The sequence below is a fragment of the Phyllobacterium sp. T2-21 genome (assembly GCF_055378485.1).
The window spans coordinates 194347-216633 of sequence record NZ_AP027913.1 but is presented as its reverse complement, the minus strand read 5'-3'; the positions used below and the strand labels follow the sequence as shown (position 1 = coordinate 216633).

17 protein-coding genes and 2 pseudogenes are annotated in these 22287 nt (G+C 56.8%); 12 read left to right on the top strand and 7 right to left on the bottom strand.

Going from position 1 to position 22287, the window contains the following annotated elements; translation table 11 throughout:
- Positions 1–19: 19 nt before the first annotated feature.
- From ACZ5FP_RS19150 to ACZ5FP_RS19125, 6 genes and pseudogenes are all read right to left on the bottom strand, one after another.
- Positions 20–892: pseudogene (locus ACZ5FP_RS19150) on the bottom strand (S53 family peptidase); the annotation flags it as partial.
- Between the two features lie 432 nt (positions 893–1324).
- A pseudogene (locus tag ACZ5FP_RS19145) lies at positions 1325–2860 on the bottom strand (S10 family peptidase); the annotation flags it as partial.
- A gap of 222 nt (positions 2861–3082) precedes the next feature.
- Complete coding sequence (locus ACZ5FP_RS19140; protein ID WP_464663657.1) at positions 3083–3547, bottom strand: SRPBCC domain-containing protein; 465 nt, start codon at positions 3545–3547, stop codon at positions 3083–3085.
- The gene (locus ACZ5FP_RS19135; RefSeq protein ID WP_464663655.1) at positions 3544–3897 is read right to left on the bottom strand and encodes an ArsR/SmtB family transcription factor; all 354 of its coding nucleotides are present in this window, start codon (positions 3895–3897) and stop codon (positions 3544–3546) included. Before ACZ5FP_RS19135 ends, ACZ5FP_RS19140 begins: the two co-directional genes overlap by 4 nt.
- 87 nt (positions 3898–3984) lie before the next feature.
- A complete protein-coding gene (locus tag ACZ5FP_RS19130) occupies positions 3985–4902 on the bottom strand; it encodes a cation diffusion facilitator family transporter (protein ID WP_464663654.1) in 918 nt (305 codons plus the stop codon).
- Between the two features lie 173 nt (positions 4903–5075).
- Positions 5076–5882 (bottom strand): helix-turn-helix transcriptional regulator, encoded by an 807-nt coding sequence (locus ACZ5FP_RS19125; protein WP_346308096.1) that lies wholly within the window; start codon positions 5880–5882, stop codon positions 5076–5078.
- A 184-nt stretch (positions 5883–6066) separates the two neighbouring features.
- Between ACZ5FP_RS19125 and ACZ5FP_RS19120 the strand changes: the two genes are divergently transcribed.
- The 9 genes from ACZ5FP_RS19120 to ACZ5FP_RS19080 all read left to right on the top strand — a co-directional run bounded on the left by ACZ5FP_RS19120 (position 6067) and on the right by ACZ5FP_RS19080 (position 16725).
- Positions 6067–7155, top strand: coding sequence for an ABC transporter ATP-binding protein (locus ACZ5FP_RS19120; protein WP_288193012.1), 1089 nt, complete (start codon positions 6067–6069; stop codon positions 7153–7155).
- A gap of 26 nt (positions 7156–7181) precedes the next feature.
- A complete protein-coding gene (locus tag ACZ5FP_RS19115) occupies positions 7182–8342 on the top strand; it encodes a polyamine ABC transporter substrate-binding protein (protein WP_464663652.1) in 1161 nt (386 codons plus the stop codon).
- A 76-nt stretch (positions 8343–8418) separates the two neighbouring features.
- Positions 8419–9285: an ABC transporter permease gene (locus ACZ5FP_RS19110; protein ID WP_464663650.1), complete on the top strand. Its 867-nt coding sequence runs from the start codon at positions 8419–8421 to the stop codon at positions 9283–9285.
- The gene (locus ACZ5FP_RS19105) at positions 9285–10097 is read left to right on the top strand and encodes an ABC transporter permease (protein ID WP_223614416.1); all 813 of its coding nucleotides are present in this window, start codon (positions 9285–9287) and stop codon (positions 10095–10097) included. The genes ACZ5FP_RS19110 and ACZ5FP_RS19105 overlap by 1 nt, the downstream gene beginning before the upstream one ends.
- Before the next feature lie 15 nt (positions 10098–10112).
- Positions 10113–10874 (top strand): SDR family NAD(P)-dependent oxidoreductase, encoded by a 762-nt coding sequence (locus ACZ5FP_RS19100; RefSeq protein WP_464663648.1) that lies wholly within the window; start codon positions 10113–10115, stop codon positions 10872–10874.
- A 315-nt stretch (positions 10875–11189) separates the two neighbouring features.
- Positions 11190–14459 carry an adenylate/guanylate cyclase domain-containing protein gene (locus ACZ5FP_RS19095; protein WP_464663646.1) on the top strand — a complete coding sequence of 1090 codons (3270 nt, stop codon included), beginning with the start codon at positions 11190–11192 and terminating at the stop codon, positions 14457–14459.
- A gap of 23 nt (positions 14460–14482) precedes the next feature.
- Entirely contained in the window at positions 14483–15163 is a 681-nt protein-coding gene (locus tag ACZ5FP_RS19090) for a peroxiredoxin-like family protein (RefSeq protein ID WP_464664011.1), read from the top strand.
- A 102-nt stretch (positions 15164–15265) separates the two neighbouring features.
- Positions 15266–15901, top strand: coding sequence for a DUF1326 domain-containing protein (locus ACZ5FP_RS19085; protein WP_464663644.1), 636 nt, complete (start codon positions 15266–15268; stop codon positions 15899–15901).
- A gap of 47 nt (positions 15902–15948) precedes the next feature.
- On the top strand, positions 15949–16725 hold the full coding sequence (locus tag ACZ5FP_RS19080) for a DUF2182 domain-containing protein (RefSeq protein ID WP_464663642.1): 777 nt from the start codon (positions 15949–15951) through the stop codon (positions 16723–16725).
- Between the two features lie 53 nt (positions 16726–16778).
- On the opposite strand, the gene ACZ5FP_RS19075 is transcribed toward ACZ5FP_RS19080, so the two are convergent.
- Positions 16779–17642 carry a protein-L-isoaspartate O-methyltransferase family protein gene (locus ACZ5FP_RS19075; RefSeq protein WP_464663641.1) on the bottom strand — a complete coding sequence of 288 codons (864 nt, stop codon included), beginning with the start codon at positions 17640–17642 and terminating at the stop codon, positions 16779–16781.
- A 252-nt stretch (positions 17643–17894) separates the two neighbouring features.
- On the opposite strand from ACZ5FP_RS19075, the gene ACZ5FP_RS19070 reads away from it, so the two are divergent.
- The 3 genes from ACZ5FP_RS19070 to ACZ5FP_RS19060 all read left to right on the top strand — a co-directional run bounded on the left by ACZ5FP_RS19070 (position 17895) and on the right by ACZ5FP_RS19060 (position 22286).
- Positions 17895–19526 carry an amidohydrolase gene (locus ACZ5FP_RS19070; RefSeq protein WP_464663639.1) on the top strand — a complete coding sequence of 544 codons (1632 nt, stop codon included), beginning with the start codon at positions 17895–17897 and terminating at the stop codon, positions 19524–19526.
- Positions 19527–19570: 44 nt separating this feature from the next.
- The gene (locus ACZ5FP_RS19065; RefSeq protein WP_464663637.1) at positions 19571–21172 is read left to right on the top strand and encodes an ABC transporter substrate-binding protein; all 1602 of its coding nucleotides are present in this window, start codon (positions 19571–19573) and stop codon (positions 21170–21172) included.
- A 178-nt stretch (positions 21173–21350) separates the two neighbouring features.
- The gene (locus ACZ5FP_RS19060; protein WP_464664009.1) at positions 21351–22286 is read left to right on the top strand and encodes an ABC transporter permease; all 936 of its coding nucleotides are present in this window, start codon (positions 21351–21353) and stop codon (positions 22284–22286) included.
- Position 22287: the final 1 nt, after the last annotated feature.

Here is a 22287-nt window from a genome sequence, read left to right as displayed (position 1 = left end):
ATGGCAGTGCCGGCAATAGCTATTTCGCGGGCGCCTGTTTGCGGACAGTACGGGCCTGCGGAACACGTTTGTCCGGTGACGGTTCCATGCGCGGCTTGCCGGTGAGCTTCCCCTCGACAAAGGTTAGATAAACGGAGCCGCTCCAACCGTCAGGAACGATCCTCGGCAGTGCCGACGGTTCCAGATGAAGCATCCCGGCAGCCGGGGCATCAAACAAGGCGGCGAGTTTCGAACCAATAGGCGAACCGATGCCCGTACATGGGTCGGGACCGATGCGTGCCCGGTAATAACCATTGTCACCCACAGTGATATCGTTGAAGCACATATGGTTCAGCCAGAGTTTGGGCGTGATAAAACCAAGTTTGCGGCCAAAAGCGGCAAACAGGCCTGCATAGAGAGGTGCCACCGCGCTGGTACCGCCGACGATCATCGTCTGCCCGTGCACGCAAATCTCATAACCGGTGCGCGGATCGGCATGCGCAGCAACATCAGGCACCATCCGGCCCGGCCCGTGCGGCGCGCCGGCCTCCCACGGTTGCGGCGCAAACAATGTCGAGAAGCCGCCGCCCGTCCCATTGCCGTCCGGATTGCCCGGATCTTCATTCCAGACCACTTCACCTGCCGCCGATTTGGTGGTTCCACCGCAACCGATCACATTCGGGCAGGACGCGGGCATGTCGACATTGGCGGGACTGCTGCCACCATCACTTGAATTATTGTCACCAGCTGCCGCGAAAACCACCATGCCCGCTGTTGTCGCCGCCTGCACTGCGCTTTGCATCTGGGCAACCAGATCCTGGCCAGTGCCCTGTCCGGCCTTGACCCAAAGTGCCTCATCGGCACCCCAGGAAAGCGAGCAGATATCGCAGCCATCCGCTGCCGCCGCCCGCACCGCCGCTGCGATTCCACTGGGTTGAGGCGACGCCCAGTAAACCCGGATCGAGGCGGGCCGGCCGGTTGCCGCATAATAGGACGCGGCCGCGATCTGAATATCGAGTGCAACCTCGACATCGGCATCACCGGACCGGCCATTGTTCCTATTGGGATTGTTCCCGGCACCGGCAACCGGCACATCAACGATCTGAGGCACAGGCTGTCCCAGCGCTGCAAAATACGCGTCCGTGTCGCTCGCAACCCAGCCGCCGTCAAGCTCAACAATGGCAATCACACCGCCGCCGAGAAGGTTCTGCGGCCAGTCATAGGCCTTGCAAAGATCAGGAACGCTCCAGCTTGCCGGTACCGCCTGGCCACGGCCGGTCTTGTGCGCCTCGACAGGATTTCGAAGTTTGAAATAGGGCCTGCAAATGGCAGACTGTTCGCTGCGCAGCGCCTGGGCAATGAAACGGGCCCTTGTGCTGTCGTAGAAAACACTGAGATCAGCTTTCAACGCGGTCCGGGATTCGCCATCAAGATAAATCATGTGCCCCGACGGATAGTTGCGAACAGTCAGATTGGCGCGCACCGACGGATTGGTGAGCGGCATAGCCGCCAATGTCAGCGCGGTCTGGAAGAATGGCGTGACGGAATCATAATAGCCATTGGCTGAAAACACCTTGAGACTGGGATTGAGCGCCATCACCGCCGCCAGATCGCCGGCCGTATAGAGAACCGGGTTGCCATTGGCATCCTTGCCGCCTCTCTGCGCGCCCGTTGGATCGATGTGGCCGAAATCCCAATTTTGAAATGCCTGGTCGTTGAGATCGGCGAAGGGTGACAGAGCCGTGAACTTCAACTCATCGTTCAGATAGGTATTCCACATGGCGGTATAGACGCCGCTCACGGCGGTCATCGTCGGGTCATTGCCGCCGGAATTAGGGTCAATCTGACCGGCAATTCCCGTATCGATGGCAGTCACCCTTCCATCATAGGCCCCAAGCGCCAGCCCCCGATCCTGCAGGAGGGTCGTCAGGAAAAGGAGATTGGCACCATTGTTCGCCTCGACATTCAAGCTCCAGGACGTGAGGACGACGGGCGAAATGCCGAGATAATCACTCAGTGTCTGCAATGTCGCCGCGTCAAACTTGGGAAAATCTGTCAAAGCCTTTGCATAAGGACCTTGCGCGAAGGCCTTCACCGTATCCATGAAGGCAGGCAGCGGCGGCCGCACCCCCACATTGACTTTATTATGATACCAGGCGTCTGCCGCCAATGTCGGCAACAGTCCAACCGGATTGCCGATTTGCGTATAATCGAGGATCGACGACTGCAGCGTCAGGCCGTTGATATCGACACCGTCTTCATGCAGCATCCATGCCAATACACAGGTGCGGGGCGTGCCATAGGATTCGCCGAAGAGGAATTTGGGTGAATTCCAACGATCAAAGGCGGTCAAATAACGCTTGATGAATTGCGCGATCGAGCGCGCATCCTGATCGACACCCCAAAAATCCCGGTTCCGGTTCGGCGCGATTGCGCTTGAGTAGCCGGTGCCAACGGGATTGATAAACACCAGATCGCTGCGATCCAGCAGACTGTCCGGATTGTCCTCGATGGTATAGGGAGCGGGCGGCGTAAAATCGGGCATATTCGTCTTGATGCGCCGCGGCGCAAACGACCCGAGCAGCAGGAACACCGACGAGGACCCCGGCCCGCCATTATAGAAAAAAGTGACCGGGCGCGTCGATGGATCGACACCATCAGCGGCAAAACTGACGTAGAAGAACGCCGCTGCCGGCTGCGCACTGGATGGATTAACGGTAACCAGATGGCCGGCACGCGCTGTATAGGGAATTGTCTTGCCGCCAATCACTGCCACGTGGTGAGTAACCGCAGCATTCTCTGCCGCGCTTGCAACGGAATCATCAGGCCCTGCACCGTAAGGCGTGGTATCGAGAACGGGTTGGTCTGAGGGAGATTCTTCAACAGATGAAACCTCGGTCATGGATCACACTCCGATACTAGGTAACATTTTCTCTGCTGCCTTGATCCTAGACCTCAAGCTTTGCCCTGTAAATCAGATAGGCGCCGCTTTGAGGCGACGCCGTCTTGATCCGGCACCAACCACCGCAGAGCGGATGGCACCGCGTGCCCTGGATTTGCGGGAGGATGAGCGGCGCTTCTGCCACCGCCCTGTAGAAACGGCCTACATCAATCCTTCCAGCCGGACATAACTCGCTTCCATGCCGTGCTCCATGCCGCTTGCCAGCATCATGGCCCGCGTTTCAGCGTCAGGCAAAGTCATCCGCATAGTCATCAGCGTACCGGATCCGTCCGGATCGAACCGCGTTTCCACATGGTTGTCCGGCGTCGTGTCTGGAAGATGCATCCGCTCGATATGAACAATGCGGCTATAAGGCTCCAATTCCAGATATTCGCCTGTCAGATAAAAGCCACTGCCGTCAGGGCCTTTCCATTCAAATCGGATCTTCCCGCCAGGGCGCGCCTCGTTGGTGCACACGGGCATTGTCCATCCGTCCGGCCCAAGCATCCATCTTTGAATCAGCGTTGGCTCTATGTGTGCACGGTAAACGGCTTGAGGCGGCGCATTGAAATGCCTCGTCATCACAACATGCAGATCGCCCTCGGTCTTGATCGTTAGTTTGCTCATTTCAATTCCTCTCCATTGTCAGCCATGTCCGCCAGGACTCCATCGAGCCTGTCGTAGTTCTGAGCCAGTGCATCCCTCAGCATCGCAAGCCATCGATCGACGGTTTCGATCCCGTCGCCCGATAACCGGCACGGCCGCTTCGCGCCCTGGATACGCCGGACAATCAGCCCGGCATTTTCGAGCACCTTCAAGTGCCGAGAAATTGCTGGCTGGGTCATCGCGAAGGGTTCCGCCAACTGCATCACCGTCTCCTCGCCATGCGCCAGGCGCGCAAGAATTGCCCGGCGTGTGGGGTCGGCCAGCGCTAAAAATGCAGCATCGAGATTTGTCGCGTCAGTTGAAATGTTCATAACATGTTTGTTATATAACATATTCGTTATAGTCAATAGGGAGCACACGTCTTGACACCGGATTGGGCATGATGTCCCAGCCTGCGGTCAGACCGCCCATTCCAGATCAGTGGTGAATGCAATTGTCAGCCACCGGTCTGTACTTTCGTCGCCTATGGCTTCGCCGATCTCATCCCGGATAGCATCCCATTCCTCAAGGCGCCTTGACGGCCACCCCATAGGGACAATGAAGTACAGCTCAATCTGCTTTCCGCGTCCGACCTTTGCCACATAAGCACGGTAGGAAACGAAGCCATATCGCTCAACAAAATGTTGCGCGACGGTGTCGACGTGCAATTTCAGCGCCGGGGGCGTGATCAGAAAGATATCGGCCAGTGCCTGCCTGATCGTGCCGATGGGAAGTGGAATGATAACGACGCAGACGAGGGCAAGGACTGCAGGATCAATATAGGGGGTGATCCAGTCGAGCCGCGTTCCCTCTATTGCATAGCCAACGGAAAATGCCACCAATAGTGCAGCGGTAATGCCCCCCGACATAATCCAGGCCTTGGCATCCAAAGCGACAAAGTCGGAATGCAGACGTTTATTCATTCTCATTTCAACGACTGCCATGACCGTGCAGGCAACGAGAGCAACGGCGGCATAGAAAATCGCGAAGCTGAACTCGAGATCACGGCCGCCGCTCATCAGGCTGCCGATCGCATTGATCAATGCGTAAATCGCAACGCCCGATAGCATAATGCCGTTGAGGCCAAGCACCATGGGTTCAAGATGCCAAAAACCCATTGTGAACCGTTCCCGGAGTTTTCCGGTCGGAACAGCGGATAATGCGATCAGCCGCGCAACCCCCAGAGCCAGGCCGCTCATCGCGGCATCGGCCAGCATGTAGACACCATCAAATACGATGGAGAAAGACCCTGCCAGCAAGCCGAATATCACGCCAAAGCCCGCGACACAGATTGTAACAGCTATGGATATGCGAAGAATGCCCTGTTCGCTGTTCAACGGTGGCCTCCGGTCATGAGTGTCGGAATGATATCCCGGCGAACCGTATCACCATCACAAGATGACCGACAGGGATTCCGGGCAGCAACACACTTGCGGATAAACATTCCGACATAAAACCCGTCCGCGCCCCGCGGGACACCGAGCATCGGCGAATGCCCGGCGCGCCCAATCTAATGCTCGCCCAACTTCTTCAAATAGATGGAAAGAAGTTGGGTCTGGGACGATATGCCGAGCTTGCGGTAAACATTACGCCGGTGAACCTTTACAGTGCCCATGGTGATCGAAAGCCGCAATCCGATAGATTCCGACGAGTGCCCTTGCAGCACAAGTTCGATGATCGCCGCCTCGCGATCCGTCAGGTTGAGATCACGCCACACCGTGTCAGCGGCATTTAACTTGTCCTTGCGACGCCCTTTCCTTTGCTTTGCAACGGCGGCATCAAAGAGAAGGCCGATATCCTGATAATAGTGTTTCACCAGTCGTGCGATCAGCGGCTCAGCCTTGCGCAACAGCGAAAGATCTTGCGTTGCAAAGGGACCTGTTTCTTCGCGCCGCATCAGCGAAAGCACAATCGTCAGGTCCTGCGCGATGGGAACGAAGAAGCCAATTTCCTCGGCAAGTCCTGTCTGAACATAATAGGTGCGATAGTACTCGCTGGAAAAAAAGCGGTCTGGCGCAAGCTCGCGCATGCGCCAGATGCCGGACCTCGCCTCGCGGGCGTTGTGATAGAAGGGATCGAGGAGATAAGGGCCCATTTGATACAGATTGACGAAAATGACCTGCTCCGCCGGATCAAAAGTGCTGTAGAGATCAATGGGGCGTTCATTCCCGCGATAAGCAAACATCACCACGTGATCGAACTTGACCAACGAGCGCATCATCTGGCGAAAAAGATCGCCAAACTCATGCGACAGCATTGTCGATCTGCCTACAAACCGGCGAAACACATCGAATAGCGTTTCAATATCGACGCTCATCGTGCCGGCCCCTCATCTTTTCATAACCGCAATTGCATATACACCTTACATTGGTATTGGCCTGATGAAATACCTCTTTTGGGGTATATACCGCACGGTCACGGATTGGCTACTTTGCTGGTCATGACGGTGGCAAAGGCAGCGCAGACTGACCAATGTAACTTAAAAGCCGCAGGGGACTAATGTGACATCTCATTCAGTGAACGACATCGAGTTTCGGTCGGTCAGCAAATCCTATGGCGCCGTGACCGCTGTCTCCGATATTAATCTTCAGGTCCCAAAAGGCGCATTCGTCGCTTTGCTCGGCCCGTCCGGCTGCGGCAAGACAACGTGCCTGCGCATGATTGGCGGTTTCGAACAGCCCACGACGGGCGACGTCCTGATCAACGGCAAGCCCATGAACGGTGTCCCGGCCCACCAGCGGCCCGTGAACATGGTGTTTCAGCAATACGCACTCTTTCCGCATTTCAATGTCGAACAGAATGTCTCCTACGGGCTAAGGCAGGCCCGCCCGAAGATCAGTGCGCCCGAGATATCCCGCCGCGTCGGCGAGGCGCTGGAAATGGTGCGGCTTGGCGGGTTCGGCAAGCGCCGTATCCATGAAATGTCCGGTGGACAGCAGCAGCGCGTGGCCTTGGCGCGCGCATTGGTCAACAAGCCGTCCGTGCTGCTTCTGGACGAACCCCTTGCGGCACTCGACAAGAAATTGCGCACGGCCATGCAGATTGAGCTGCAAACATTGCAGCGCGAATTGGGCATCACCTTCGTCCTGGTAACCCATGACCAGGAAGAGGCCCTCTCCATGAGCGACCTTGTCTGTGTGATGAATGCGGGACGCATCGTACAGCTTGCAGCCCCGCAGGAAGTCTATGACAAACCGCGCGATCTCTTTGTTGCCGACTTTGTCGGCAAGACCAATCGAATAGCTGCAACAGTCGAAGCCGATGGTGCCACGCTGCGCCTTGCAGATGGGAGTGCCCTGTCGATAGGGGAAAGGAGCGCCCTGCCCCCTGGCGCCGTGACCCTGGCGCTGCGCCCTGAGGCCATCACCTTGCATCGACAAAACCAATCGATCTCGGGCAGGCTTTCGGGGGTTGTAACCCACCGAATCTTCCTTGGATCATCGGTTGAATATTCGGTTTCCGTTAACGGGCTTGGCAATTTCCTGATCACTGCCGATCGGCATGTTCTCTCGGAGAGCAGCCTGGTTGAGCCCAATGAAAGGGTTGTGCTGAGCTTCAACCCGGACGCTGCGCATATCTTTCCGGCCTGAACAATATCAAAAAAGGGAACATCTTCATGCCTAAACACTATAGAGAGAATGCCCCAATAACAGCTGCAGAGTTCATGGATGAGTTGATGCGCCTCAAACGCGGGTCCGTCTCCCGCCGGCACTTCCTGGGCGTTACCGGACTTGGTCTGGCCTCCGCAGTGCTGGCAGGCCAGACCGGCTTGCTCTCGTCTCCGGCCTTCGCCGAGGACCTTGGCAAGCAGATGTCGATCGCCACCTGGCCGAACTATCATGATCCTGCAACGTTTGAAGCTTTCACGGCGAAAACCGGCGTTGCGGTCGAAGTCAATGTTTTTGGTTCGAATGAGGAAATGCTGGCGAAACTACAGGCCGGAGGCACCGGCTGGGACCTGTTTGTGCCAACCAACTACACCATCTCCACCTATGTAAAGCTTGGCCTGATCGATCCTCTCGATATGTCGAAGCTGACCAACTACAGCCCCGCCACAGAAACGGCGCGCTTCACCGCCGAGGGGACTATCAGCGGCACGACCTATGCGGTGCCAAAAAACTGGGGCACGACCGGAATTGCTCTCAACTCAAAGAAAATCAAAACACCCGTAGCGAGCTGGAAGGATTTCTTCGAGGTCGCACAAAATGAGGCCGACACGCGCACTATCGTGCATGACTATCAGCTCACGACAATCGGCAGCGCTCTGGTTTCGCTCGGCTACTCCTTCAACTCCGTCAAACCTGACGAACTGGCCAAGGCAGAAGCACTTCTGGTGAAGGTCAAACCGCACCTCTATGCCATCAACAGCGATTATCAGCCGGCCATGCGTGCAGGAGATGCTTGGATGACCATGTGCTGGACCAATGATGGTGCGCAGCTCAACCGCGATGTGCCGGAAATCAAGTTTGTCCTTGGCAAAGATGGCGGCGAGATCTGGTCGGACTTCTATGCCATCCCCAAAAGCGCCGCGAACAAACCGGCGGGTTACGCTCTGTTGAACTACCTCATGGATCCAGCCAACGCCGTCAAGGAGCATATCGCCAATGGCGCTCCGACAACTGACAGCCGCGTGCTTTCGCTTCTTCCGAAGGAAATTACCTCCAACACCATTGTCTATCCCCCGGATGGTCAACTGACCCCGCTGGAGTTCGGCGCGGCAGTCACGCTCACCGATCCCGCCCGTGCCGAGGTCATGGCGCGCTTCAAGTCAGCCTGACAACACAACTTGTCCTTCTCTCGGCACTCCGTAGTCGAGAGAAGGACGGGCACATCATCCATACAAGAGATATCCGATGGCATTGGCTATAAACACAAAACGAAGGATGGTGACCGCATCGCTTGTCGCACCGGCTGTGGCTTGGCTTTTCATTTTCCTCGTGCTGCCCTTCATTGCCATGCTGGTTTTTTCAGTCGGAGAGCGCGCACCTGAAGGCGGATATCAACCGGCCTTCACATTCGCACAATTTGCCAATCTGCCATCGCGCGCTGCGGCTTTCTGGAATACGCTCTTTCTCGCGCCTGTCGGCGCCTTCATCTGCCTGATTGTCGCTTATCCGGTTGCCTACTACCTCGCAGTCAAGGCCAATCCCCGGTATCGGCTCCTGCTTGTTTCACTGGTCATTGTCCCATTCTGGACCAGCCTTTTGGTGCGCACCTATGCCTGGATGTATCTCCTCGGCTCCCGCGGCATTCCCAACCTTCTGAGCATGGTCGGTTTCGACGACGTGCGCATCCTCAACACCCATGGCGCCGTCCTTCTTGGTATCGTTTACGGCTATCTGCCGCTGATGATCATGCCCATCTATGTCAGTCTGGAAAAGCTTGATCGTCGCCTTCTCGAAGCGTCCGCTGATCTGGGTGCCAAACCGGTCTCCACTTTTTTCAGCATCACACTGCCACTCTCCCTGCCCGGGGTGATGACAGGATTGTCGCTCGTCACGATCCTGCTGCTCGGCGAGTATTTGATCCCGCAGCTTCTTGGCGGCGGCAAGGTGTTTTTCATCGGCAATGCCCTCGTCGATCTCTTCCTGCAGTCGCGCAACTGGCCATTCGGATCGGCAATCGCCGTCACACTGGTGATTTCAGTGGTTTTCGTGCTGCTCATTGCCATGCGTATTGCCTGGAAGATCGCGGGAACCAGACAAGTGGACCTCATTTGATGCGTGCTTTTATTTCGGCAGTCTATGTGTTCCTCTACGCGCCGATCGCGCTCGTGGTGCTGTTTTCCTTCAATGCCGGTCGCAATGCCAGTGAATTCACCGGCTTCTCAACGATGTGGTATGGCAAGGCTCTGGGCAACACGTTTCTCGTTGCCGCACTGCAGAACAGCCTCATCATCGCCCTGACAAGCGCGACACTGGCCGCCATATTCGGCACAATGGCAGCCATCGGGATGGAGCGGTTGGGCACCCGCACGCGGGCTGTGCTCGACGGTCTGTTTGCAGCTGCCATCGTCGTGCCGGGCGTGGTGATCGGCATTGCGACACTCGTTGCATTGGTGGAAGTTTTCTCCTTTCTCAATCCACTGCTCAACGCCATTTGGCCTGGTGCCAATCCGCCGCAGCTTGGCCTTGGCTACGGATCGATTGTCGCTGCGCACGGGCTCTTTTCGATGGCATTGGTGACCATGATCGTGAAGGCGCGCATCGCCAGTCTCGGCCGCGACATCGTCGAAGCTTCAAGCGATCTCTACGCAACGCCGCTGACCACTTTTCGATTGGTCGTGCTGCCGCAAATCCTGCCGTCGGTGCTGGCGGGCTTTCTGCTCTCGTTCACATTTTCCTTCGACGATTTCATCATCGCCTTTTTCGTCGCCGGTTCCAAAACGACTTTGCCCATCTATGTCTTCGCGTCCATTCGCCGGGGTGTTACCCCGGAGATAAATGCCATTGCCACGCTGGTTCTGGTCGCCTCGCTGATGATGATCCTGATAGCCCGCATTCTGATGCGTGAGAAAAAAACAACAAACTGACACACAGGAAACCCCATGATCCTCAGAGATCGCGTTGCTATAGTCACCGGAGCCGGCTCCGGAATCGGCGAGGCCGGTGCCGCCATTCTGGCGCGCGAAGGCGCCCATGTGGTCGTCATTGATATCAATGCAGAGAATGCGGAAATCGTCGTGGACCGCATTTGCAAGGCGGGCGGACACGCGGAAATTGCTGTTGTCGACGTGACCGATGATGAGGCGCTTGCGGCAAGTATATCTTCAGTGGCCGCCAGGCACGGGCGCATCGATATTTTGCACAACCATGCCGGAGCACAGATTGCCGGCAACCTCGAGCAGGTGCCGGTTGAAGGGTTCGACCGGTCCTGGAGCCTCAATGTTCGGGCGCATTTCATGGCCTCCCGTCTTGTCATGCCGGTGATGAAGGCCGCCGGCAGAGGCGTCATACTCAACACATCATCATCGTCCGGCGTGCTCTATGATCGCGAGATGATTGCATACACGACCACCAAACATGCTGTCATCGCGATGACCCGCCAAATGGCCGGCGATTACGCGCGATTTGGAATCCGTGTAAACGCGCTTTGCCCCGGTTGGGTTGATACCCCCTTCAACGAACCTTTCATCGGCCAAATGGGCGGACGCAGTGCAATAGAAGCCTATGTCCAACAGCAGGTTCCATTGGGGCGCTGGGCAGATGTCGAGGAAATAGCCGAATCGATCCTGTTTCTGGTTTCAGATCGTTCGTCCTACATTACCGGGCAAGCGCTCGTGGTGGATGGTGGAGAAACAGTCTCCTGAGCGCTGGCGGATAACGCGGACATGCAGGCCAGCTCGGACGTCTCTTGAAAAGGGCCGGACCATTGGGTCCGGCCAAGTTGTGAAGGCCCAAGACCTTCTCCCTGGGGTGGGGGATGTCAGCACCCAAGAGGAGTGGTGCCGACATGTCTTCAGTAATGCCCTGCTGAAGCACTTGCAACCCGATTGTCTCCAGCATTCTCACATTATGGGCCGCTTGCCAGTCCCTCGCAGCAGGTTCATTATTTAATGGGGAATCCAGCCCGTGGGATAAAGCGCGGCAGGATCGTACATCCGGGTTCCTGCGAGGTCATATCGATGAACTGCACGGGTTGCGGTTTTGACGTTCAAAGCGGTTTTGCGTTTTGCCCAAAATGTGGCGCGAAACAAGCCAGCGCGTGCCCCAACTGCGAATATCTGTGTCCACCAGACTTCGTGTTCTGCCCAAAATGCGGAGCCCAGATCGCCGATCCCCCGACAATCAGCGGCCTGCAAAGGCCGCAAGAATCGTCCCGTCAAGTCCTCCGGCCCACGCTGGTAAAATCCGAAACTGGTGCGGATCGCCGTACCGTTACCGTGTTGTTTGCCGATCTCTGCGGTTTCACCACATTGAGCGAACAACTCGACCCGGAAGTCATGCAAACGCTCCAAAACGAACTTTTTGAAGAGCTGACGGCGGCGGTGCAGGGCTTCGGGGGCTTTGTCGACAAATTCATCGGCGATGCGCTGCTCGCATTGTTCGGGGCACCGGTCGCACATGAAGACGACCCCGAGCGAGCGCTCCACGCGGCGCTGGACATGGTCAGCCGGGCCGCAATGGTGGGAAAACGCTGGCAAACACGCTCGCATTCGCCCCTGATTCTGCATGTTGGCATCAATACAGGCCCGGTCGTTGCCGGCGGCTTTGGTGCGGGCAACGCCAAATCCTATTCAGTGACGGGCGATACGGTGAACAGCGCACAACGGCTGCAGTCGATGGCGAAACCGGGCGAGATCCTCGTTGGGCCGCTCACCTATCGCCTCACGCGACATGCATTCTCTTATGATTCGCTTGGTGACCAGGCCCTGCGTGGCAAGGTTGGCAGCGTGCTCGTACATCGGCTGGTGGGAGCACTCGAGGAGCCCCGCACCGCACGGGGCCTCGAAACACTTGGCCTGAGTGCGCCACTGGTCGGGCGTGAAAAGGAACTTGCCCGTATGCTTGGCTGTCTTGATCTAGCAGCCGCAGGTCGAGCCCAACTGGTACGGCTGATCGGCGAGGCAGGCATTGGGAAATCACGCCTGACCGAGGAATTCCTGGCAAACACGCGTGATGATCCTCGTTTCACCAATGTCGTGGTTCGGCGAGCCATCTGTTCACCGCTCGGTGAACCGTCATATGGCACACTCGCCGCTGTGTTGCGCAGCGCCTATGAAATCAACGCCAATGATTCACCGGAGAAAACAAAGGATTTGCTCGCCGCAGGCCTGAGCGAACTTGGCCTTGCCGCCGGCGAAGTGAAGCAATTGATGCCGCTCCTGCTTTACGTTATCGGCCTTGGCGAATCCGATGACGTGCTGCATCAGGTTGAACCCGAGCAATTGCGCCGGCAGATCTTCTATGCGATCCGCACTATTTTCGAGCAGCGCCTGGCGCGTTCACCCCTGCTGCTTGTCGTCGAAGACCTCCATTGGGCTGATACCGCATCGCTCGAGGCATTGCGCTTTTTGATGGACCGTCTGGAGCGCAGCCGCTTCATGCTGCTGACAACCCATCGGCCTGCATTTGACACGGATATGCTGGATTCAAGCCGTATCAGCTTGACGGCGCTGCGCCTCCCCCCTTTGCACGCCAATGACGGTCGAAAAATGCTCAGTGCATTCTTCGGTCACGGCCCCAGCGGATTGCCAGCCGATCTGTGCAACAGCATTGTCGATCGCGCCAACGGCAATCCTCTGTTCATCGAGGAAATTGTGCGTCATTTCATTGAGGTTGGGGCCGTGCAAAGGGACAACCGGCATTGGCGGGTGGCAAACAGGGAGGCAGCTGCCGACATTCCCGTCGGCATACAGGCAATGCTGCTCGCCCGAATGGATAGGCTGCCGCCGGACGTGCGCAGATTGGCCCAGGAGGCCGCAGTTATCGGGCCGCGTTTCGACGCGGAATTATTGAAGACCATTTCGGCAGCCCCGGCAAACGTCGAAGCGGGGCTCGATCTCCTTTGCGATGCCGAAATCATCGAGGAAATCCCCGGCGCAAACCCGGTAACGGCGCCAGGCTACCGCTTCATCCAGACGCTGCTTCACGATGTGATTTACCACAATCTCCTGTTGCAACGGCGCATTGAGATGCATGAGCTCATCGGTGACACACTGGAACGATTGTATGGAGACGATCCAGAACGTCTCGAAGATCTGGCAATGTTGGGTCACCATTTCAGCCAAACCGCAGCCACGACGAAAGGTGCGCACTACCTGATGGCAGCGGGCGACCGGGCGCGCAAGACATACGCCAACGATGACGCGGTCCGTCTCTACAGGCAGGCACTGGATGCCCTGTCGAATACTGGTGACCATGGAACGGAATCGCTGCTCTTGCGCGAACGTATTGCCGATCTCTGCGGACCCGCAGGTCAGCGCGATATCGCCGATGAACAATACCAGACCGTCCTTGACATTCATCGCGCCAAGGGTGACCTCGCCGCAACCGCAAGAATATTGCGCAAGCTTGGGCGATTGCTTTGGGACTCCGGCAAACGCGATCAAGCAGAGACACGCTATGCCGATGCAGCAGCGCTGCTTGAAGGGATAGATCCGCTGATCGAGCATGCGCATCTCGCGCAGGAACGCGGCCGCCTTGCATTTCGCACTGGCGACCACATGGCCGCCGTGCGGTGGGCGGACGAAGCACTGCGTTTTGTTCAAACCATGGCACCTGAAGCCGGCGCCGAAAGTGACATCGAAACTGCTCGGGTTACGGCCGAAGCGCTGAACACCAAAGGGGTGGCGCTTGCACGGCTTGGCCGGAGCCAGGAAGCGGTGAGCGAGGTGGAGCGCAGTGTCAAGGTCGCTGAAGATGCAGGCCTTCTAAGTGCCGCCTGTCGCGGCTACACCAATCTGTCGGTGCTCTATACCATGGTCAATCCGGAACGCGCGATCCGGGTGTGCCAGCGCGGGCTCGGGGTGGCACACCGCATCGGCGATCTGGGCTTTCAGGCGCGTCTCCTTGCCAATCTTGCCGTGGCCTACTGCACCTTTACCGACCGATGCATCAGCGAGGGCGTGCCCGCGGCCGAAAAGGCAATCGAGATCGATCGGGCACTGGATCAGCGCGACCATCTCTCGGTTCCCCTCATCGTGCTCGGCCAAATTCATCAATGCCACGATCAACCGGAACTGGCGCGTGAATGTTACAATGAGGCCCTCGACGTGGCACGTGAAATCGGTGAACCACAATTGCTGTTTCCGTGTTATGATGGGTTGGCGACGCTCAATCTCGACCTTGATGATTTGGCCGAGGCGGAGCGATATTTCGCCATGGCGCAAGAGGTCTGCGCACAGCATGGGCTCGACCCCGAAGCGCTTGTCGTATTGCCATTTCTCGATTAGTCGAGTGAAAGGGGATGACGCATATGTCGGAGCCTCATATCAAAGGACCGTTGCAGCCGGGCGACCGGGCACCCAATGTTGTGCTTGACGCGATTACCCGTCAGGGCAAAGTCGCAATCGATGATTTTCGTGGCCGCAAACCGGTATTGGTGGGCCTGTTTCGGGGTTTGCATTGCCCGTTCTGCCGGCGCCAGATCACAGCCATGTCGCAGCTTGAAGGCGCCCTGCGCGAGAAAGGCATTGACAGTCTGACTGTGGTGAATACGCCAATCGACCGCGCTCGGCTCTATTTCAGATATCACCCATTGCCCAACCTGCTGGCTGCATCCGACCCGGAACGGATCTCGCACCGGGCATTCGGCCTGCCCAATGTCGAATTCACCGAGGCTGAAAGCGATTGGCCACGCAAGATCAGCGCAGAGGCCGTCACAAATATGCGCATTGAGATGCCGGGCGAATTACCCGAACCGATGAATGCAATGGCCGCGGTCGAGTTTCTCGACAAATTGGATGGATACGAATTTTCCGAAGCCGACCGCCATATGATCGCCACCGGTGAAGGTCAGCTTGTGGGAGAGTTTCTGCTCGATCGTGACGGTATCGTACGCTGGAGCTTTACCGAAGTACCCGAAGGTGGCCGTTATATGTTTGGGGTGCCGGCACCGCAGGAACTGATGTCCGCCGCTTCGCAGATATCGGGGTAGAGCGACGCCGTTCTGCCTGCAAGGCAGGCCCAGCGCCGGATGAGTTGTCAAATATCCGTTGGAGAACAAAGAACAAAATAAAACAATAATGAGGAGGAGAAAATGACGGACGTTAAATGGACTCTCGTGGGCCGTGAATTCGTACACTGCAACTGCGCCTATGGTTGCCCCTGTCAGTTCAACGCTTTGCCTACCCAGGGGGATTGCTGCGCGGTTGCAGCCCTTGCGATCGAAGAAGGCCATCACGGAACCACCAAACTGGACGGGTTGAAATGCGCCATGATCGTGGCCTGGCCAGGAGCGATCCATGAGGGCAACGGCCAAGCCGTGCCGATCGTCGACGAGCGCGCTTCGGCGGAGCAACGGGAAGCGCTGTTGCGCATCATGAGCGGATTGGATACCGATCCCGGCGCGACCTTCTTCCAGGTCTTTTCGACGACGTTCGAGAAAGTCCACGACCCGGTTTTTGCAAAAATAGATTTTGAAGTGGATGTGAATGGCCGTGCGGCGCACCTGAACGTTCCGGGATGGATCGAGGCTCGCGGCGAGCCGATCCTCAACCCCGTCACCGGCCAGACCCATCGGGCACGCATCAATCTGCCAAACGGTTTTGAGTATGACACATGCGAAGTCGGGCGCGGATGGGCCGAGACGCAAGGTCCCCTGAAGCTGTCTATTCCCAACTCTCATGCGCAGTTCGCCAGACTGCACCTGACCCAGAGTGGTGTCGTGCATTGAATGCCACGGGCGCCACAGCGCTCGAAGCGGTACTGCGACGCGATCGATTGATCGTTGCCGCATCCCTTGCCGTGCTCACGATGATCGCCTGGGCCTATATTCTCTGGCTCGCGCGCAGTATGAACAGTGATGGCATGGCAATGCAGGGCATGGATGCCGCTTCCATAGATGTGATGATGATGCACGGGTTTCGGTCGTGGAGCACGACCGAATTTGCCGTCACGATGTTGATGTGGGTGGTCATGATGATCGGCATGATGACCCCCTCCGCCGCACCGATGATTTTGCTCTATGCGCGGGTTGGCCGTCACGGCGAGGTGCAGGGCAAGCCATTGGCTGCAACGGGATTTTTCGTTGCCGGCTATTTTCTGGCCTGGACGGCTTTCGCCTGTGCTGCGACCATTGGTCAATGGGCACTGGAGAGCACCTTGCTGCTCACCCCCCTGATGACGAGCGCAAGCGGAATTTTCAGCGGGGTTACGCTCATCGCAGTCGGGCTGTTTCAATGGACGCCCCTGAAGGATGTTTGCCTCCGACAGTGTCAGGCACCCGTCATGTTCATTCATCTACACGGCGGGTTCCGGCGTGATCCGTTGGGCTCCATCGCCCTTGGATTTCGCCACGGCATCTATTGCATTGGATGCTGCTGGGCGTTGATGGGCTTGCTCTTCATCGGCGGGGTGATGAATGTCCTTTGGATTGCGGCCGTCGCAATCTTTGTCCTTGCCGAAAAGCTTGTGGCAAGGGGACGCTGGTTTTCCCGATTATCCGGCGTCGGGTTGTGCCTGGCTGGGTTGTGGTTGCTGGGAGCAACGATCCTCTGACTTGTCCGGCGCAATGGAATATTGGAAAATGCATTCTTGCTCGAAACCGGCTCTCAATCGTAGGTAAGCGACCAGCCTGGAGCCCGCAGCCAGCAGCGTTCAGTTGGTATGTCGTCGGTGCGATAGAGGCGAGCAACCCGTTTATAGTCGCCGCTCTCAAAGGCTCTCGCGAGCGCTTTTTCTGATGCTGCATCGCGCATCCCCTCGCATGGGAAGATCGCCACCGGTGATATCCACCTGGCCCAAAACGTCTCTGCTTGCCGCGTTATCAGAAAGACGGCACCATGGAGTTGTATTTTGCTCCAATCGCTGCTGAAGCCCTTTTCGGTCGTGAGCGGAAGGATCAGCCTTCCGCCTTCCTTGAGGCGATCAAGCCAGATATCTGCGGGTTTGGTGGCGCCCGCGTTGACATAGATCAGGTCTGCGGATTCGAAGTCAACTTTGCTGCCATCGCCCTGTATCACGCAAACGTTCGAATATCCGGCAAGGTTTGCGCGGGCCCTTTCAGCAAGTTCCGGGTCATATTCAATCGCGGTCACCTTGCCGGATGGACCAACGAGTTGCGCCATAATCGCCGAATAATAGCCAACGCCCGCGCCCACATGCACGATGTGTTCGCCTTCCCGCGTCGCGCTCTGTGAAAGAAGGAAAGCATGCAGCGAGGGTTGCCCGTTGTTGATATGCCGTTCAGGCAGAATTCCAACAAGACTGTCGGTGTAGAGATAAACCGGGTCGGCGGTGGGCGTCGGAGTATAGGCTTCCTGCCAACGCAGGACGGGCCACGGTCCCGGCCCCAGATAATCCTCTCGCGGGACGGTCGCAAATGCGTCCTCTACGGGTTCGTCGGCGATCCCTGCAGCTGCTGCGATCTGCATCGCATAGGCGCGCCGTATTATCTTCAGCTCGTCAGGTGTCATGAGCATAATACCCCGTTGATTGAAAGAGTAATCCTAACGAGCAACATTCCCAAATCCAATGACGTTGCGTGAGTTAGACTTTGGCCTTGATACAACTGTTTCGGCAGATCGCCACCCACGTCGTCGATCTGTTTACCAATCGACAGCCAGCATATCAATTCGATGAAAAATAATGTGGTTTCCGTAGCTTGCAATCCATTTGAGATGATGGAAGTCTTTAAAAAAACACAAGCATGACGGGAACCGTGCTTCATGACTCCACCAAAACTGGTCGCTGCAGACAGCATTTTGCACAATGGTAACATCTGGTGCGGATACGAAGAAGGCGTCGTTGAAGCGCTGGCCATATGGCAAGGCAAGATCCTTGCAACAGGCTCATCCGCTGAAATGCTGGAACTGCAAGGCGCGCATACGAAGCTCGTCGATCTCCGCGGAGCATTCGCAACGCCCGGCCTTAACGATGCGCATCTGCATTTGATTTCGACTGGCTTAACACTCCAATGGATCGATGCAACGCCGGCTAAGCTTCCAACACTTGACGCTCTGCTTGACGCAATCGGAGCCAAAGCTGCCAGCCTTCCCAAGGGCGAATGGATTCTGGCGCGCGGCTATGACCAGACCAAGCTGGATACGGGCCGCCACCCCTTGAAATCGGAGCTGGATCAGGTGGCCCCCGACCATCCGGTCATGCTGACGCGGGCCTGTGGTCATGTTTCAATCTTCAATTCCGTAGCTTTCGCCAAGGCAGGTGTCGACGAAGCCTATGCCGCTCCGTCGGGAGGCATGATCGAACAGAAAAATGGCGTCTTGACCGGTATGGTCGCCGAAAATGCCCAGGACGTTCTGCGTGCCGCCATTCCTGATCCCGATGAAAACCAATTGATCGAAGCGATCGAAACAGCCGGGAAAATGCTGCTCTCCTATGGCATCACGTCGGTCATGGATGCTGCGGTCGGGCACGTTGCCGGCTTTAACGAAATTCGCGCCTATCAGATTGCCCGGCGTGATGATCGGCTACCGGTCCGCAGCTGGCTGGTTTTGCTTGGCGACCCCGGCAAATCGATTGTGCCCGACTGTTATCGCGCCGGGCTTGTCTCGGGGGTTGGCGATGACATGCTGACCATTGGCGCCGTTAAGATTTTCCTGGACGGTTCGGCGGGCGGGCGTACGGCCTGGATGTCCAAACCCTATCTCGGGGACGATAACAATACCGGCATTCAGATGCTGCCAGATGCTGAACTGCAGGATCTTGTCATGGATACCCATAACAAGGGCTATCAACTTGCCTGCCACGCCATCGGCGATCAGGCCATAGAACAGCTGATTACGGCTTACGAAAAGGCGCTTGCTGCCACACCTGATCCAAACCGTCGCCACCGGATCGAACATTGCGGATTTTCAACGTCCTCACAGCATGATCGCATGCAGAACGCAGGCATCTATCCCTGCCCCCAGCAGGTTTTCATCTATGATTTCGGTGATGCCTATATTTCGGTTCTGGGTGATGAACGCAGCCGCTCCAGCTATCCGTTGAAGACGTGGGCCGATCTCGGCTTCAAGCCTGCCACAGGCAGCGACAGCCCGGTCTGTCATCCCGACCCGTTTCCGAATTTGTATACGATGCTGACGCGCAAAACCTGGAAAGGGACGGTGATGGATGCCGCGCAATCCGTTTCCATCGAAGATGCACTGCGCGTTTATACCGAATATGGGGCTTTCTCCCAAAAACAGGAACACATCAAGGGTCGTTTGGTACCCGGACAGGTTGCTGATATCGCGATCTTCTCACGCAATCTGTTGACCGCGACACCGGAAGAAATCCTGCACGAAACCCAGTGCAATATGACCTTGAGAGGCGGGGAAATCGTTTTCACGCGAGACTAGAACCTACCAATACCGTGCATAATCATAACAGGGGGAAACACTCAATGTACAAACGGTTCGTGCTCCAATCAACTCTGGCTGCCGTGCTGCTTGCCGGTGTGGCGTTGTCGGCATCCGCGGAAGAGCCACGCAAAGGCGGCACGATTAATTTCGTTGCTCCCTATGGTTCGAGCTTTGGCACGCTTGATAACCAGGCGAGCCCGGCAACACAGGATGAGTTTGTCACCAAGGCCATTCACCGACGACTTTATGCCTGGGACGGCAATGCCAACAAGCCGGTGCTGGATCTGGCAACCGACGTCAGTGCTTCGGCTGATCGTCTGACTTACACGTTCAAGCTGCGTCAGGACGCGTTTTTCCACAATGACAAGAAGATGACTGCCGATGATATCATCGACAGCTACAAGCGCATCATGACGCCCGGCAAGGCCTATACGGGCGCGCGGTACATCGGCGCAATCAAGGGTGCAAGTGACTATTCCGACGGCAAGGCAAAGGATATTGCCGGCTTGAAGAAGATCGACGATTTCACGCTGGAAATCACCTTCAATGAACCCGTCAATCCGGCGTTCCAGCTCATGCAGCCAAGCACGGTGATCTATCCGTCGGGTGAAGCCGACAAGGACAGTTTCAAGAGCCATCCGATCGGCCTTGGACCTTATAAGTTCGCCGAATATATTCCGGGCTCACGTCTGACCGTTGAAAAATGGGACAAGTTCTACGGAGCTGACAAGCCGCATGCCGATAAGATCAACATCATGATCATGGGCGAAGCTTCGGCGCGCGACGTCGCTTTCCGCAACAAGGAGGTTGATGTCTCCGTGCTCGGACCGGCGCAGTATGTTGCCTATAAGAATGATCCGGAACTGTCGAAGAATATCTTGGAAGTGGCCGAGGTCTATACGCGTCTCGTCGGCTTCAACGTGGATTTCAAGCCGTTTCAGGATAAGCGGGTCCGCCAGGCCATCAACTATGCGATCGATTCCGATCTGATCATCAAGCGTCTGGGTAAGGATAAGGCCTATCGCGCAGTGAGCTGGTTGCCGCTTTCGTCACCCGCCTTCGATAAAGCCGCCAAACCCTATCCTTATGATCCCGAGAAAGCCAAGGCGCTTTTGAAGGAAGCCGGCTATCCCGATGGATTTGAGTTTGAACTGACAGCCACCCAGAACGAAAGCTGGGGTTTGACCATCGTCGAAGCGATTATTCCGATGCTCGACAAAGTCGGCATCAAAGTCAAAGCCAAGCCGGTTGAAGCGGCTGTTCTGTCCGAGGTGGTTCCAGCCGGTGATTTCCAGTCCTTCATGTGGTCCCTGGAAAGCGGTCCTGATCCAATGACAGCGATGCAGTGCTTCTATTCAAAGACCTCACAGTCAGCCTGCAATTATTACAAGTTCAACAACAAGGACTTTGACAAACTGTATGAGGCAGCATTGAGCGCGCCGACGGAAGAGCAGAAGAATGATCTTTTGCGTCAGGCGAATAATCTGCTGCAGGACGAGGCCCCCGGCTGGTTCTTCAACTACAACAAGGCGGTAATGGCCTATCAGCCCTGGCTGCATGGTTTGCAGCCAAACTCGGCGGAGCTGGCCATCCAGTCTTATGAACAACTCTGGGTAGACGACGGCGCCCCATCGGGCCGCTGAAGCGACAGTGACCTGCCCGCCGTCAACGACATGACGGCGGGTCAGCCTTTTCATCTCGCGTGAAGCGCTGCGCACGTACCCTCATCTCCCAACATCAAGCGGCGTGAGGGACGCATCGGGGCCACTATACCGGACAAGGCGGACGCGACCGCCATCCGAACGAAAGGACATGGATCCGTTGCTTCGATTTATCATTCGGCGAGTTCTGCAGATGATACCGACCATTCTGGCGGTATCTTTGCTGATCTTTGTGATTTTCAGCGTGATACCGGGCAGCTTCACATCAAGCCTGATCGCTGATGGCAAGGGTCGCAATGATCCGAAAGTCGTCGAACAGATGAACAAGGAATTCGGGCTGGACAAGCCCGTCTACCAGCGGTTCGGTAGCTACGTCGTCAATCTCGCGCAGCTCGATCTCGGACAGTCCTTCCGTACGCGCCAACCCGTCACGCACATGTTGCTGGAGCGGGCGTGGCCAACCATGAAACTGGCCATCGCTGCAATGGCGATTGCCATCCTCATTGGCGTGCCGCTTGGGTTCGTCGCGGCGCTCAAACCCGGGAGCCTTCTGGACACGGCCACGATGATTGCAGCCGTTTCGGGCCTGTCGCTACCGCAGTTCTGGCTGGGGCTGCTGGCTATGTATGTCTTTGCACTCACACTGGGCTGGCTGCCGAGTTTCGGTTATGGCGATGGCGGAATACGCAATCTGATCCTGCCGGCCGTGACGCTCAGCGTGGCACCCCTGGCGCTGCTTGCCCGCACCACGCGGGCGGCGGTTCTCGACGTGATGAGCGCGGACTTCATTCGCACCGCCCGCTCGAAAGGCATGAATGCCTATCGTCTCGTCACATGGCACCTGATGCGCAATGCGCTGGTGTTGATCATCACCACGGTTGGACTGCAATTCGGCTCTTTGATGGGACAGGCCGTGGTGATCGAGAAGCTTTTCTCATGGCCTGGCCTTGGTTCCCTTCTCGTCGACAGTGTTTCCATGCGGGACATACCGGTGGTGCAGGGCGCCATCCTCATGATTGTATTGTGGTTTTTGATCATCAATACGGTTATCGATGTTCTTTACGCGGTCATCGACCCGCGTATCAGCCACGGGTGAC